This is a genomic window from Neotabrizicola sp. VNH66 (assembly GCF_049445895.1).
Lineage (GTDB): Bacteria > Pseudomonadota > Alphaproteobacteria > Rhodobacterales > Rhodobacteraceae > Pseudogemmobacter.
Map to the genome: position 1 here is coordinate 1 of NZ_JBMSDW010000007.1, position 14,526 is coordinate 14,526.

At 66.5% G+C, this 14,526-nt stretch carries 13 protein-coding genes; 8 read left to right on the top strand and 5 right to left on the bottom strand.

The features are described 5' to 3' along the window. The first annotated feature begins 256 nt into the window (after window positions 1-256). Entirely contained in the window at window positions 257-559 is a 303-nt protein-coding gene (locus ACO2Q5_RS11555; RefSeq protein WP_423291114.1) for an SH3 domain-containing protein, read from the top strand. On the opposite strand, the gene ACO2Q5_RS11560 is transcribed toward ACO2Q5_RS11555, so the two are convergent. Continuing rightward, window positions 556-1,665 carry a CaiB/BaiF CoA transferase family protein gene (locus tag ACO2Q5_RS11560; protein ID WP_423291116.1) on the bottom strand — a complete coding sequence of 370 codons (1,110 nt, stop codon included), beginning with the start codon at window positions 1,663-1,665 and terminating at the stop codon, window positions 556-558. The two genes, ACO2Q5_RS11555 and ACO2Q5_RS11560, sit on opposite strands and share 4 nt — an antisense overlap. Before the next feature lie 80 nt (window positions 1,666-1,745). Continuing rightward, window positions 1,746-2,954, bottom strand: coding sequence for an MFS transporter (locus ACO2Q5_RS11565; protein WP_423291118.1), 1,209 nt, complete (start codon window positions 2,952-2,954; stop codon window positions 1,746-1,748). Window positions 2,955-3,226: 272 nt separating this feature from the next. Between ACO2Q5_RS11565 and ACO2Q5_RS11570 the strand changes: the two genes are divergently transcribed. From ACO2Q5_RS11570 to ACO2Q5_RS11585, 4 genes are all read left to right on the top strand, one after another. After that, window positions 3,227-4,375, top strand: a complete 1,149-nt coding sequence (locus tag ACO2Q5_RS11570; RefSeq protein WP_423291120.1) for a sugar ABC transporter substrate-binding protein — start codon at window positions 3,227-3,229, stop codon at window positions 4,373-4,375. After that, a complete protein-coding gene (locus ACO2Q5_RS11575) occupies window positions 4,372-5,982 on the top strand; it encodes a sugar ABC transporter ATP-binding protein (protein WP_423291122.1) in 1,611 nt (536 codons plus the stop codon). Before ACO2Q5_RS11570 ends, ACO2Q5_RS11575 begins: the two co-directional genes overlap by 4 nt. Then, the gene (locus tag ACO2Q5_RS11580) at window positions 5,979-6,962 is read left to right on the top strand and encodes an ABC transporter permease (RefSeq protein WP_423291124.1); all 984 of its coding nucleotides are present in this window, start codon (window positions 5,979-5,981) and stop codon (window positions 6,960-6,962) included. The genes ACO2Q5_RS11575 and ACO2Q5_RS11580 overlap by 4 nt, the downstream gene beginning before the upstream one ends. A gap of 72 nt (window positions 6,963-7,034) precedes the next feature. Then, on the top strand, window positions 7,035-7,526 hold the full coding sequence (locus ACO2Q5_RS11585) for a flavin reductase family protein (protein WP_423291126.1): 492 nt from the start codon (window positions 7,035-7,037) through the stop codon (window positions 7,524-7,526). Between the two features lie 19 nt (window positions 7,527-7,545). Here the strand turns inward: ACO2Q5_RS11585 and ACO2Q5_RS11590 are convergent, their stop codons facing one another. The 3 genes from ACO2Q5_RS11590 to ACO2Q5_RS11600 all read right to left on the bottom strand — a co-directional run bounded on the left by ACO2Q5_RS11590 (window position 7,546) and on the right by ACO2Q5_RS11600 (window position 11,557). Further along, entirely contained in the window at window positions 7,546-8,814 is a 1,269-nt protein-coding gene (locus ACO2Q5_RS11590) for an amidase (protein ID WP_423291128.1), read from the bottom strand. 75 nt (window positions 8,815-8,889) lie between these two features. Continuing rightward, the gene (rutA, locus tag ACO2Q5_RS11595) at window positions 8,890-9,978 is read right to left on the bottom strand and encodes a pyrimidine utilization protein A (protein ID WP_423291130.1); all 1,089 of its coding nucleotides are present in this window, start codon (window positions 9,976-9,978) and stop codon (window positions 8,890-8,892) included. 181 nt (window positions 9,979-10,159) lie between these two features. Continuing rightward, entirely contained in the window at window positions 10,160-11,557 is a 1,398-nt protein-coding gene (locus ACO2Q5_RS11600) for an MFS transporter (RefSeq protein WP_423291132.1), read from the bottom strand. Between the two features lie 280 nt (window positions 11,558-11,837). Between ACO2Q5_RS11600 and ACO2Q5_RS11605 the strand changes: the two genes are divergently transcribed. From ACO2Q5_RS11605 to ACO2Q5_RS11615, 3 genes are all read left to right on the top strand, one after another. Further along, window positions 11,838-12,497, top strand: a complete 660-nt coding sequence (locus ACO2Q5_RS11605; RefSeq protein WP_423291134.1) for an isochorismatase family protein — start codon at window positions 11,838-11,840, stop codon at window positions 12,495-12,497. 3 nt (window positions 12,498-12,500) lie between these two features. Continuing rightward, window positions 12,501-13,373 (top strand): nitrilase-related carbon-nitrogen hydrolase, encoded by an 873-nt coding sequence (locus ACO2Q5_RS11610; RefSeq protein ID WP_423291136.1) that lies wholly within the window; start codon window positions 12,501-12,503, stop codon window positions 13,371-13,373. Between the two features lie 185 nt (window positions 13,374-13,558). Further along, window positions 13,559-14,482 carry a LysR substrate-binding domain-containing protein gene (locus tag ACO2Q5_RS11615; protein ID WP_423291138.1) on the top strand — a complete coding sequence of 308 codons (924 nt, stop codon included), beginning with the start codon at window positions 13,559-13,561 and terminating at the stop codon, window positions 14,480-14,482. Window positions 14,483-14,526 lie beyond the last annotated feature (44 nt).

Genomic DNA, 14,526 nt, shown 5'->3' on the forward strand with positions numbered 1-14,526 from the left:
GCCTCCTGTTCCTTGATCATCCCGATGATTTGCGCCTCGGTGAAACGGCTTTTCCTCATGTCGTCTGCTCCTTCTCAGGTTGGGCAGACTCTACATCACAGCGAGGGATCTTCCGGGGGGCAGGTCAGGGTGTGTCGCCCCGTCCTGCGCCTTGGAAGGCGGCCTGCAAGACGCGCATCTGCTGCGGCGGCGGTTGCGGGGCAAAGCGCTTGCCGTCTAGAACCGGGCCAGAGGCATAACGATGCAGGAAGAACCGATGCACAGGATCACTCGCCCCATATTTGCCGCCTTGTTGCTGGCGACGGCTGCGACCGCCATGCCCGCGCGGGCCGAGCCGCGGGGCTATTACGAAGTTGTCGGGGTCGAGGCCGACGACATGCTGAAGATGCGGGCGGGGCCGGGCATCGGCTATTCCATTATCGTGGGCCTACCGAACGGCACCGAGGTCTGGCTCTACAATTGCGAGCGGTCGGGCAATACCAGCTGGTGCAGGGTCTCGCTCAAGGCGGCGCGAGGGCTGAAAGGCTGGGTCTCCGGCGCCTATCTGAAGAAGCTTTAGCCCCCGAAGCTCCACTTCCCTGCGCCGAGTGCGGGGGCGGCGCGGGTGGTGGTGAGGGTGCTTTCGGAGAACCGGATCGGGGTGCGCAGGCCCGGAATCCCCTCGGGGGCGATCTGCAGCCTGCGGGACAGGATCTGCGGTTCGGCCAGCGCCTCGGCCACGTCGTTGATCGGCCCTGCGGGCACGCCCGCCGCCTCCATCGCCGCCGCCAGCTGCGGCACCAGTGCCGCCCGGTTCTGCACCCGGGCCGGGTTCGTGGCATAATCCGGGTCGCGCTCCAGCCCGGCCAGACCCAGCACCCGGCACAAAGCGGCGAATTGCCGGTCATTGCCGCAGGCCACGATCAGATGCCCGTCCGAGGTGCCAAACACCTGATAGGGCACGATATTCGGATGCGCATTGCCCAGCCGGTGCGGCACCGCCCCGCCCAGAAGGAAATTCGTCGCCTGGTTGGCCAGCACCGCCGTGCCGCAGTCCAGAAGCGACAGGTCCACATGCTGGCCCCGGCCCGTCCGTTCCCGCGCTGCCAGCGCCGCCTGCACCCCGATCACCCCGTAAAGCCCGGTGAAAATGTCGATCCAGGCCACGCCGACCTTCTGCGGCTCTCCGCCCGGATCGCCGGTCAGGTCCATGATCCCGCACATGCCCTGGATCAGGAAATCATAGCCCGGTTGCGCGGCCCGCGGCCCGTCCTGGCCGAAACCGGTGACCGAGGCATAGACCAGCCGCGGGTTCAGCGCCGAGAGCGTCTCGTAATCCAGCCCGAACTTGCGCAATCCGCCGACCTTGAAATTCTCCACCAGAACATCGGCCCCGGCGATCAGTTCTTTCAGCCGCTCCAGATCGCCCTCGTCCGAGAAATCGCAGGTGACCGAGGTCTTGCCGCGGTTGGCGGCGTGGAAATAGGCCGCCACCCGCTCGGTCCCGCCATGGGCGCGCGGCCGGTCGATGAAGGGCGGACCCCAGCGGCGGGTGTCATCCCCCTCCGGCGCCTCGACCTTGATCACCTCCGCCCCAAGATCCGCCACCGTCTGGCCGATCCACGGCCCCGCAAGAATCCGCGCAAGCTCAACAACACGAAGGCCGGTAAGGGGGGCGTTCCGCATCGCATCGGTTCCTTCGCTTGACTGCGCCTCTGCCGGGTTTGTCGCCCGGCGGTGGCGGCTTTGGCAAGCGGGGACGGGTCTCAGCCCTGTCCCCGCCGGCGGATACTGCGGTGCTGGTGCAGGGCCAGCAGCCCGCCCGCCACCGCCAGTGCCGCGAACAGCCGGAAGGTTGCGGCGAAATCGCCGATCAGCCCGTAGATCAGGGCAAAGCTGGCGGGGCCGGCCGTCACGCCCGCAAAGGTCCATGTCAGCACCTCGCCCGTCAGGGTGCCGCCCGGCGGGCTTTGCCGGGCGGTTTCGGCCAGGATCACGCCGTTCCAGCCCAGCCCCGTCAGCCCGGCCAGCATGACCATGGCCACGCCCAGGGCGGGCAGGCTGCCCAGAAGGCCCAGACCCACCGCCGACAGCCCGGTCAGCAGCCCGACGATGCCGAGGACCAGAAAGCCGGAACCGAGGCGGTCCGCGACCAGCCCCCAGAACACCCGGCCGAAGGCGCCGCCCGCCTGCATCCCTGCGGCCAGCGTCGCCGCGGTTCCCGCGCCCCAGCCGAAATCGGTGATCAGCATGGCCACCAGAAAGGATGACATTGACAGCTGCACCGCCGAATAGACGAAGCCAAGGATGGTCAGGCAACGCAGGGCCGGATCGCGCCAGATCTTACCCTGTCCGCCGCGCAGGCCCCGCAGCACCGGCGCATCGGGGGTGCGGTCGCCGTCCCAGACCGGGATGAAACGCAGATAGACCGCGGCCAGCGTCAGGGGCACCGCCGCCAGCATCAGCAGCGCCGCCTGCCAGCCGAAGACATGCGCCAGAGGCGGCACCGCCAGCGCGGCCAGCACCCCGCCCAGGGGCACCCCCGCCTGTTTCACCGAAAACACCAGATTGCGCTTTGCCGCCGGGGCCAGCCGCGACAGCACATGCGACGAGGACGGGTTGTTCAGCGCATAGCCCACGCCGATCAGCACCGATCCCGCCGCCATCCCCGCCAGATGCCCGGTGGCCAGCGCCATGAAGCCAAGCGCCGCCAGGACCAGCGCTGCCTGCCCCACCCGGCCCGCACCAAAGCGTTTGACCATACCCCCCGCCAGCATCGAGAAGAAGATGCCCGAGGCATAGATCAGGCTGACCTGATAGCCCACGAGATGCGGCTGAACGCCCAGACTTGCGGCAACCAGCGTGGGAATCGGCGTCAGCGCCAGAACGGAACTTGTCGCAGCCACCTGGGACGCTGTGGTCAAGGCAAGGGCATCGGCCAGCCCGGAGGGGCGGCTCTGAAGAGGTCCAGACATGAAGAGATCGCAATAATCGTGACAGGACAGCGGGTTGCGCTGTGGCGGCAGATCGTCCGCCGCACCCTGCCAAGGTCGGATGCCGGGTGGCTGCTGTCAATTTGGCCCGCGCCAAAGATTTTCTCACCCCCCCTGCAAAGGAACTTGCATTTGACCATCCGCCGCCCGCTGGCCGCATCATGACCCTGTCAAGCCGGCCCTGCGCCGCCGCATCTGCAAAGCGCGGGCGGCGAAGGAAGAACCGGCAGAACGCGATGCAACAGGGAAATGCCATGACCAGCCTCCGCTTCACGTCCTCTCAGATGCGGGCCCCTGCCGCCCGCCGCACCCCGCTTGCCGCGGCCCTGTTGTCGGTGGCGCTGCTGCCCGGTGCCGGCTTCGCGCAAGAGGCCGATCTGGCCGCGGCCGAGGCGATCATCGCCGAACATTCGGTGATGCCCTCCTTTGCCCCGCCGGGCCCGGCCTTTGACGCAAAGACCTGCATGGCGGGCAAGAAGATCCTGACAATCCCCACCTCCTCGGCCATCCCGTTCAACGCGGGCATCACCGATTCGATGGAGGCGGTGGCCGAAGAGGTGGGCTTCGAACTGCGGGTCTGGCAGAATCAGGGCCAGCCGACGCAATGGGTGCAGGGCATCGAATATGCGATCCAGAACGGCTATGACGCGGTGGATCTGGTGGCGGGCATCGTGCCGGACGGGCTGGCGCCGCAGCTGACCGCCGCGCGCGAGGCCGGGCTGAAGGTCTTTGCCACCCACCACCTTGACGTGACGAACGACCGCAGCCCGCTGGCCGATGTGGAACTGCCCGTCAGCTTTACTCGCGTGGGTGAGATCATGGCCGCCTGGGTGGTCAAGCAGACCGGCGGCGCGGCCAATGTGCTGGTCATCGGTTCGGACGATGTGATGCCGTCGCAGCCCTACTGGAAGTCATTCGAGGCGACGCTGGCAAAGCTCGCCCCCGGGGCGAAGGCCACCTATGTGAACGTGCCGGTGGCGGATTGGGCGACGAAGATCCAGACCTCGGCCCAAAGCGCGCTGACGCAGGATCCGTCGATCAACTTTATCGTGCCGCTCTATGACTCAATGTCGCAATTCGTGCTGCCCGCGCTGGCCATCACCGGGCGCAAGGCCGATGTGCCGATTGCCAGCTTCAACGGCACGCCCTTCATCATCGACATGATCCAGAATGGCGATGTGCAGATGGATGTGGGCGAAAGCCTTGGCTGGATCGCCCGGTCGTCGCTGGATGCCTATATGCGCACCCTCTGCGGGCTGGAGAACACCCAGACCGAGCTTTACGTGCCCTTCTACATCTTCGACGCCAACAATGCCGCCACCGCGGGAACCCCCGCCGATTTCGATCAGGGCTATGGCGATGCCCATGTCGGCGGCTACCGCAAACTCTGGGGTCTTGAATGAGCCCGGCCGGGACCCTTTCGGGCGATGGCCTGCCGCGGCGGGTGCCCGGAGAGGCCCCGGCCCTGCTGGCCCGCAATGTCTCGAAAGTGTTCGGGACATCGCGGGTGCTGGACGACGTGACCTTCTCGGTCATGCCGGCCGAGGTGCACGGACTTCTGGGCGCCAACGGCTCGGGCAAGTCCACGCTGATCAAGACCATCGCCGGGCTGCATGCGCCCGAGGCCGGAGCGGAACTGATCCTGTACGGGGAAGGCGTGCCCTTCCCGATGCCCGCAGGCGGCGCGCGGGCGAACGGGATTTCCTTCGTCCACCAGCATCTGGCGCTGATGCCGTCGCTGACCGTGCTGGAAAACATGATGCTGAACGATCTGGCCACGGGCAACCGCTGGCGGATCAACTGGCGACGCGCGCAGACCCGCATTGCCGAGGTGTTCGAACGCTTCGACATCGCCATCGACCCGCAGGCTCGCGTGGCCGACCTGCCGCAGGCCGACCGCGCGCTGATCGCCATCACCCGCGCCTTTGACGAGGTGGAGACCCACGCCCCGCCCGGCCGCGGCATCCTGATCCTCGACGAACCCACGCCCTTCCTGCCGAAGGCCGGGGTGGACCAGCTGTTCGCGCTGATCCGGGCGGTCAAGGCCAATGGCGTCTCGGTCATCCTTGTGGCGCATGACATTGACGAAATCCGTGAGATCACCGACCGCGCCACCATCCTGCGCGACGGCAAACTGGCCGGCACGGTGAATTCGGCCGAGACGGGCCATGACGGTTTTATCGAGCTGATCATGGGCCAAAAGGTCCAGATATTTCAGGGCGGCAAAGCGCCCGCGGTGCAGCGCCCGCTGGCCGCCCGCGTCCGCGGCCTTTGCGCGAAAGCCGCGCAGGACGTGTCCTTTGAAATCCGTCAGGGAGAGATTCTTGGCCTGACCGGGCTGATCGGATCGGGCTTTGACCGCGTGCCCGAGGCGATGTTCGGTGCCGATCCGGCGACCCGCGGGCAAATGGTCATCGGGGACGAGATCCTTGACCTGACCACCCTCACCCCCGGCGCCGCCATGGCACGCGGGCTGGCCTTTCTGGCGGCGGATCGGCTGGGCCGGGCGGGCGTCGGCTCCCTCAGCGTGGCCGACAACATGTCGCTGCCGGTGCTGGGCAAATTCCGCAACGCCCTTGGCATCGACTGGTCCGCGATCGAGGCGCATTGCCGTGATCTGGGCGCGCTGTACGACATCCGCCCCAACCGGCCGGAGCTGCGGCTGTCCGCCCTTTCGGGGGGCAATGCGCAAAAGGTGCTGATGGCGAAATGGCTGCAGACGAAGCCCCGGCTTCTGATGCTGGACGAACCGACGCAGGGTGTGGACGTGGGCGCCCGGCAGCGGCTGTTTCAGGCGATGGATGCGGCGGCGCGCGAGGGGTCGGCCATCCTCATCGCCTCGACCGACCCCGAACAGCTGGCGCAGCTGTGCCACCGGGTGCTGGTCTTCTCGCGCGGGCGGATCGTCCGCGAACTGACCGGCGATGCCGTGACCAAGGACGCCATCTCGAAAGAGACGCTGGCCATCCATCCCCATACCGACGACCAAGTGAGAGAGGCCGCAGAATGATGTCCACCGCAAAGGGCCGCAGCGTCAACTGGGCCCGCATCGCCGAAAGCTATGCGCTGGTCGTGGCGCTGGTGGTGCTGTTCTGCATCTTCGGCGCGCTCTTGCCGCAGACCTTTCTGACCTGGGGGAATGTGTCCACCATGCTCGGCTCGCAGGCGGTGCTGGTGTTCCTGACGCTGGCGCTGATCGTGCCCTTGACCTCGGGCGATTTCGACATGTCGGTCGCCTCGGTCCTGACGCTGTCGGCCATGCTGATCGCCATCCTGAACGCGCGCCTTGGGGTGCCGCTTCTGGCGGTGATCCCGGTCGTTCTGGTGGTGGGGCTGATCGTGGGGGTGATCAATGCGTTCTTCATCCTCTACTTCCGCATCCCCTCGCTGATCGTCACGCTGGGCACCGGCACCTTCATCGGCGGCATCGTGCTCTGGATCAGCGGATCGGCGACCATCGGCGGGATCGACTTCGATCTGGTGATGTGGGTGGTGGGCACCCGGTTTCTGGGCATTCCGCTGGCCTTTTACTACGCCATCGCGATGGCGGGGCTGATCTGGTATGTTTTCGGCTTCACCTCCGTCGGGCGGCGGCTTCTGTTCGTGGGCCGCGGACGCGAGGTGGCGCGGCTGTCCGGCATCCCGGTGGACCGGGTCCGTGCAGGTGCGCTGCTGATCTCCTCCTTCATCGCGGCGCTGGCGGGGGTGCTGTATGCGGGCACCATCGGCGCGGCGGACCCGAATTCCGGCAACAGCTTTCTGCTGCCCGCCTTTGCTGCGGCCTTCCTTGGTGCCACTGCCATCACGCCGGGGCGGTTCAACCCGATGGGTTCGGTCGTGGCGGTCTATTTCATCGTGATCGGCATCACCGGGCTGACGATGCTGGGCATCCAGTCCTTCGTGCAGAATCTGTTCTACGGCGGCGCCCTTGTCCTTGCCGTCGCGCTGAGCCAGCTTGTCCGCAAGCGCGAGCCGCAGGATTTCAACTGATCCCCGCGCCCCCGATGGGTGCCGACTGGCCCCGGGCTTCCGGGGCCTTTTCCTTGCAAGACGGAGAATGACATGACCCTTGAAGCCACCGGAGCCGAGATCGACATCGGCAAGTTCTGGAAAACGCTGGGGGAACGGCCCATCGGTGCCACGCTGGTGACGGCGCAGGGCCCGGGCGGGCCGGTGGGCTTTCTGGGCCTGTCGGCGGCGCATGTCAGCGCCAATCCGCCCACGATGCTGGTGTCGATCGACCGGAAATCCTCATCCCTGCCGGTGGTGCTGGAGAGCGGACATTTCGCGGTGAACTTCCTGCCCGAAGGTCAGGCCGCGCTGGCCACCATGTTCGGCGGCAAGGGCGAAAAGGTCTTTGCCGAAGGCGAATGGGACACGCTTGCCACCGGCGCCCCGGTCTTTGCCGCGGCCCTGGGTGTGTTTGACTGCGCGGTGGAAAAGGTGGTGGAGCATGGCGACATTTCCATCGTCATCGGCACCGTGAAAGGCGTCCGCGCCAAGGGCGAAGGCGCACCGCTGGTGTTCCACCGCGGCAAGTTCCTGTCGGAGTGACCGCCCTTGCGCCGCCCTGCTACAGGGCGGCCGCCAGCCGCGCGGCCAGCGCGGGCAATTGCCGGTCGAACGCGCGCCGCACGATCAGCGACAGACCAAGCGGCAGCTCCATCCCCGGCATGGGCAGGTTCATCACCGGCAGTTGCAGCGCGGTCCACAGCGCGTTGAACAAAGGATTGCCCGGCGTGCGGCCCAAGGGCGCGAACCCCGGGGCGGAGGGCGCGATCAGCGCATCCACGCCCGCCAGCCGGTCTTCAACCTGCATCCGCAACAGGGCCAGCCGGTCATAAGCCTCATAATGCTGGCGTTGGGTAAATCCGGTCCGGTATTCGATCCGGTCGTGAAAGTCCGGGTGCAGCAGGTCGCCCTGTGTCCGCGACAGATGCAGAAAGGCCGAGGCGCCCTCGCAATGCTGGATGCAGCGGTGTAACTGGTCCAGATCCGCCGCGCCTTCGGGCAGGTCGAAGGGCACCAGATCCGCCACCGGGGCCAGCCGCGCGGCACGGCTGTCGAAGAGCGCGCGCCCCTCCACCTCCAGCGCATCCGCATAGGGCGTCAGCGTCAGGCCCAGCCGCAGCCGCCCCGGGGGCAGCGCGGGCGCGGGCGGCAGGGCGAAGACATCCGCCAGCAGGTCCAGATCCGCCGGATCGCGGACGAAGAGCCCGATCGTGTCGAAGCTGACGGCATAGCGCCGCATCCCCTCGGTCGTGATCAGGCCCCAGCTGGGCTTCAGCGCCGGAATGCCGCAAAATGACGCCGGGCGGATGGTCGATCCGCCGGTCTGGGTGCCGATGGCGAAAGGCACCTGAAAATCCGCCACTGCCGCGGCCGAGCCGGAGGAGGAGCCACCCGGCGTCCGCGCCGGATCATGCGGGTTGCCTGTCGCCGCATCGCGCCCGCAGGCGGCGAATTCGGTGGTGTCGGTCTTGCCCAGAATGATCGCGCCCGCTGCGCGCAGAACCTGCACCACGGGCGCATCCACCCCGGGCCGCAGCCCGCCCTGCAGCGGCGAATTCGCCCCTGTGGGCAGTTGGGCGGTGTCGATCACATCCTTGATCCCGACCGGAATCCCCGCCAGCGGGCGCGGATCATCGGGCCGGATCGTCGCCGCCTCGGCCAAGGCATCGGCGTTCAGGCAGGTCCAGGCGCGGACGGCATTGTCGCGAAGGGCAATCCGGGAGAGGCAGGCCCGGGTCAGATCGGTCGCGGTCAGGCGGCCTGCGCGCAGCGCCTCCCGTGCGGCGGTCAGCGAAAAGGCCGCGGGCGATTCCGGCGGGGTAATCGTCATGATGGTGCTTTCCGGGGGGCTGTCATGCAAACGGGCGCGGCCTGAACCGCGCCCGTCGGTCTTGCGGACAGAGGGTTACTCCGCGGCCAGCAGCCTGTTCGCCTGCTCGCGGCAGGTCATCAGCGGCTGGATTTTCGTCCCGAAGGCATCAAGCCCCGGCAGGAAGTCATCGAACGTCAGCATCAGGCCTTTGGTGCCGGGCACTGCTGCCGCCTCGTCCAGCAGCTTGGCCACTGTCGCATAGGAGCCGACGAAGGTGCCCATGTTGAAGTTGATCGCCCCGTCCGGCAGGTTGATGTGCTTGGCCGTGGCATTGTCGCCGGCATTGGTATCGGCCGCGCCCTGAACGCCCATATAGGCCAGCGCGCCCAGATCTGCGCCCTCCTGATAGGACTGCCAGCGCGCCATCGCGGCCTCGTCCGTCTCATCGGCGATGATCATCATCAGCACATAGGCGCCCACGTCGCGCCCGGTCTTGGCCGCAGCCCCCAGCAGCGCGGCCGCGGTCGGGGCATGGCCCTGCGGATTGTTCAGGCCCTTGCCGTTCACGAAGGAATAGTTGGTGAACTCGGACGAGAATTCCATGCCGCGGCCCGACTGGCCGGCGGCCACGATCTCGATCGGGACCCTGGGCGTGGGGGACAGCTTGCAGTCCTCCATCTGGAAATATTCGCCCTTGAAATCGGACGAGCCCTTTTCCCACAGATCCTGCATCACCTTCACATATTCGGTGGCATAGTCGTAGCGGTAGCCGAAATAGTCGTTGCCCGGCCACAGCCCCATCTGGGTGTATTCATTGGGCGCCCAGCCGGTGACGATGTTCACGCCGATGCGGCCCGGGGCGATATTGTCGATGGTGGAGACCATCCGCGCCACGATGGCGGGCGGCAGCGTCAGGATCGCGGTCGAGGCGAAAAGCTTGATGTTCTTCGTGGTGGCCGCCAGCGCCGCCATCAGCGTGAAGCTTTCCAGCCCGTGATCCCAGAATTCGGTATCGCCGCCAAAGCCGCGCAGCTTGATCATCGACAGCGCGAAGTTGAAACCGTAGCTCTCGGCCTTCTCGACGATCTGCCGGTTCATCTCGAAGCTGGGCATGTATTGCGGGGCCGTTTTCGAGATCAGCCAGCCGTTGTTATTGATCGGAATGAAGACGCCGATATCCATGTGATACGCTCCTGTCGGTTGTTCTTTCCGACATCCTGACCCCTAGCCCCAGCTGAAGACAAAAGAGTAATTCGCAGGGGGCGCGCGCAAATTTTCTCACCTCTTCCGTGGGTTCGCATGCAGGAAACGCCGCCCTTTCGGGCAGCGCGGCTGAAATCACGGCAGGTCCGGAAAGGGGCGGTCAGCCGTTCGCGGGCCGCGGGGCCGGTGTCTCGGCCGTGGGGCGCAGATTGGCCACGAAGGGCAGCGAGACGAGCGGGATCAGCGCCATGATGAAGAAGGTCAGCTGGAAGTCCTCCAGAGAGACCAGCGGCTTGTCGCCTTGCAACTGCGAGAGAATCGCCGCCGAAAGCGAGATGCCAAGGCCCATGGTCAGCTGCTGGAACACCCCCGCGGACGAGACCGCGCCGCTGAGCTCATGGTCCCGCAGCCCGGCATAGGTCAGCGTATTCACCGCGTTGAAATGCAGCGTCCGCGTGGCCCCGGCCAAGAGCGCCAGCCCGACCAAGGCCCAGACCGGCCAGCCCGGACCCGCCAGCGCGAACAGGGCCAGCGAGCCCGACCCCGCCAGCGTCAGCCAGACCAGCACCGGACGGAAGCCGAAGCGCTGCAGCAGCCGCGACAGGATGGGTTTCGACGCAAAGGCCCCGAGCCCCGCCATCGCCGCCAGAATGCCCGCGGTCAGCGGCCGGAACCCCATGCCCAGTTGCAACATCAGCGGCACCAGAAAGGCCGAGGCATTCAGCCCCGCCCGGCCGATGCCGCCCGCCACCACGCCGATCATGAAGGACGGCTTGCGGAACAGCCCGACCTCCAGCGCCGGATGCCGCACCCGGCGGGCATGGCGGACATAGATCAGGAACACTGCCACCGCGGCGGCCATGGCCAGAACGGTCGGCAAAAGCGGAGCGGTCGCACGACCCATGACCTCGATCGCGATCTGGAACAGCACCAGTGACAGGCCCGCGATGGCAAAGCCGGTCAGGTCGAACCGGGTCACCTGACCCTTGGGCTGTTCCGGAAACAGCCGCCAGCCGCCGATCAGCGCCACAAGGCAAACGGGCAGGTTGACGAAGAACAGGATGCGCCAGTCGAAGCTTTCGATCAGCACGGCGCCGATCACCGGACCCATCAGCGGGCCCAGAAGCGTGGGCAGCGTCAGCCATGTCATCGCCTCCAGCGTGCGGCCGGGGCCGAAGGCGCGCAGCACGATCATCCGGCCCACGGGCGTCATCAGCGCGCCGCCGAAACCCTGCACCAGCCGCAGCGCCACCATGGACCACAGGTCCGGCATCGCCGCACACAGGGCCGATGCGGTCATGAACAGGATCACCGCCCCGGAATAGACCCGCCTCGCGCCGAAACGGTCCGCAAACCAGCCCGAGACGGGCATGAAGACCGCAAGGCTGAGGAGATAGGAGGTGATGAGAAGGTGCAGTGCCAGCGGCGAGGCGCCAAGATCCGCGGCAATGACCGGCACGGCGATGGTCAGAAGGGTCGAATCCACCCCCTGCATCAGAAAGGCACAGGCGACGACAAAGGCAATCGAAACCTGGCGCGCATGGGAGAGAGGAGGCAAGGGGATCTCCGGTTGTCCGCCGTACTGCCTGACGCTTCGCAAAGCCTGACTCTCCGGTCAAAAGAGAAAAGGTTGCCCCGGGGCCAAGGTTTTCTCATGCCGCAGTTGCGCAATCCGGCAAGGGCCTGCCCGTTCCGCAGGCAGTGGCGCGGGGCTGACGAAAACTCATCCCGGCGGGAAGAAATCCGCATTGGTCGCCCGCGGGCGCGCGCGTCTAGGGTCCGGGGCAGCAACGCAACAGGACGGATCGAGGGATATGGCGCGCGTCTGGGAAAACTTCATGACGGAAGAGGACCGCAAGGTCGCGGCCAATGGCAATCTGCGGCAGCCCCGCGGCCCCGGCGCAAACCTGGCGCTGCTGGTCATCGACATGCAGATCACCGCCTGCGGCGAGGACCGGCCGATCAGCGAACAGCTGGACCGCTTTCCCGGTGCCTGTGGTCCGCAGGCCTGGGCCGCGATCCGGGTGCAGCAGCGGCTGTTGACGGCCGCCCGCGCGGCGGAGATGCCGGTGATCTATTCCAAACACGTCTTCCACGCCTATACCGGCCGCAAGGCCGCCGCCTCGGGCGTGTTCGCCGCCACGGATTTCCGCAGCGGGATTCAGCCTGAAGTGGCGATGCAGCCCGGCGATATTCTGATCGAAAAGCAGACGCCGTCCTGCTTTGCCTTCACGAACCTCATTCCCATTCTGGCGGAACTGGGGGTGGACGGGCTTCTGGTGGTGGGCAATTCCACCTCGGGCTGCGTCCGGGCGACCTGCGTCGATGGCGAGGCCGCGGGCTTCCGTATGACGGTGATCGAGGAAGGCGTTTTCGACCGGATCGAGATGAGCCACGCCGCCTCGCTGTTCGACATGTCTTTCAAGATCTGCGACGTGGTGGACGAGGGGCGGGCGCTGGACATCATCGGTCGTCCCGCCGCGCGGCTGCGGGCCTGAACGATGCGCCGCTTCACTGCCGCCGCGCTGCAGCTGGGCCCCGCTTCGGAGACGATGGCCGAAACGCTGGCCCGGATCCTGACGCTGATCGACGGTGCCGCCCGCGCTGGGGCGACATTGGCCGTCCTTCCGGAGCTCGCGCTGTCGCCCTATTTCGCCTCAGCCGTGCATGATGATCCGGCCGTTCTGGACCCGCATCTGGACGAGACCGCCAATGCCGATGCGCTGGCCGCCATCGCCGCCCGGGCCGCCGGCCACGGCATGTCCGTCGTCGCCTCCTGGGCGGAACGGCGGGACGGCGGCATCTTCAACACCATGAGCTTTTTTGACCCGACCGGGGCAGAGGCAGGCAAGTTCCGCAAGGTCCATATCCCCGGCTTCACCGAGCCGAAGCCCGAATTGCAGACCACCATTCTGGAAAAGCGCTATTTCCGTCCCGGCGATCTGGGCTTTGGCGTCTTTGATCTGGACGGTCTCAAGGCGGGCGGGCTGATCTGCTATGACCGCCGTTTCCCCGAAAGCTACCGCAGTCTGATGATGGCGGGGGCCGAGGTGTTCTGCGTCGCCTTCAACACCCCCGTGCTGAACGATGGCACGCTGGAGCGCGGCCGCGCCGCCGCACGGATGGCGGTCTGTGGCGGCGCCTTCTTCAACTCCACCCATGCCATCGCCGCCGGCAAGGCGGGGGTGGAGGGCGGCACCCGCTATATCGGTGACAGCCTGATCTGCGGGCCGGAGGGCGAGATTCTGGCTCACGCACAGACCGAAGGGGATGAGGTCGTCATCGCCGTGATCGACCTTGACCGGCAGGACAGGCTGCGCGCGGAATGGGATTTCCGCGCCAATCTCCGGCCCGAGGCCTATCGCGCGGGCTGACCGCGCAGGCCTTCGCCTGCGCCTTGGGCGCGCGGCAATGCAACGCCCAAATGACGGGCAGTTTCGCCTGCCCCCGTCATCCCTGATCCGAATTCCTTGGCCTGAATACAGCATTCAGGCCGAAACTGTCCCGGGGGAAGGAGGAGAATCGGTCGTCCGCAAGGACACAGGCGAAAGGATTCCCCATGCGCAAGCGTGTTCCCCTGAATGCGATCCGGGCCTTCGAGGCGGTCGCCCGCAATGCCTCGGTCGCAAAGGCCGCCGATGAACTTTGCGTCACACCCACGGCTGTCAGCCACCAGATCCGCCTACTGGAAGACTTTCTCCAGACCGAACTTTTCGTGCGGCTGAATTCGCGCATGTATCTGACGCCCGATGCCTCGGCCAATCTGGATGGCATCACCCGCGCGCTGGACCTGATCGACGAGGCGGTGGCGTCGATGAACAATGCCCAGTCGAAGGACAGCCGCAGCCTTGTGGTCGCCGCCTCCGCCTCGGTCGCGTCGATGTGGCTGATGCCGCGCATCGTGAAATTTCTGGAGCGGGAGCCGGATCTGGAACTGAACGTCTCTACCTTCATTTCCCGCAAGGAGGCCGAGACGCGGGATTGTGACATCCGCATCTGCAACTGGCAGACCCAGATGGATTGTCAGGTCGAACCCCTGTTCGAGGAAGAGATCGTGCCCGTCTGTTCGCCCGCGCTGGCGGCACGCTATGACAATGACTTTGCCGAAATCCTGCGCCGCGCGCCCCTGATCCATGTGGACCGCACCCTGATGGGCTATGAGGGCAATCTGGGCGACTGGAATGCCTATTTCGCCGAGGCCGGAATCACCCGCGCCGATGTGACCCACGGGCCGCGGTTCAACACGTCCTCCACGGGTGTGGATGCCGCGCGGGCGGGGGTGGGCGTGGTGCTGGGCCGGTCGCTGCTGATCGAACAGGCGATGGAGAAGGGCGAACTGATCGCCGTCGGGCAGCCCTCTGCCTCGCGCAGCCGCTATTACATGATGACGCCGTGGAAACCCGAAAGCCGCGCGCGGCTGCAAAGGTTCAAGGACTGGCTGATGGAATCGGTGCAGCCGAACCGGATGCTGCACGCGATCTGATCTGCGTTGAGAATTTCTGCGCCGGGGGCTGAGGAAAGCTCTGG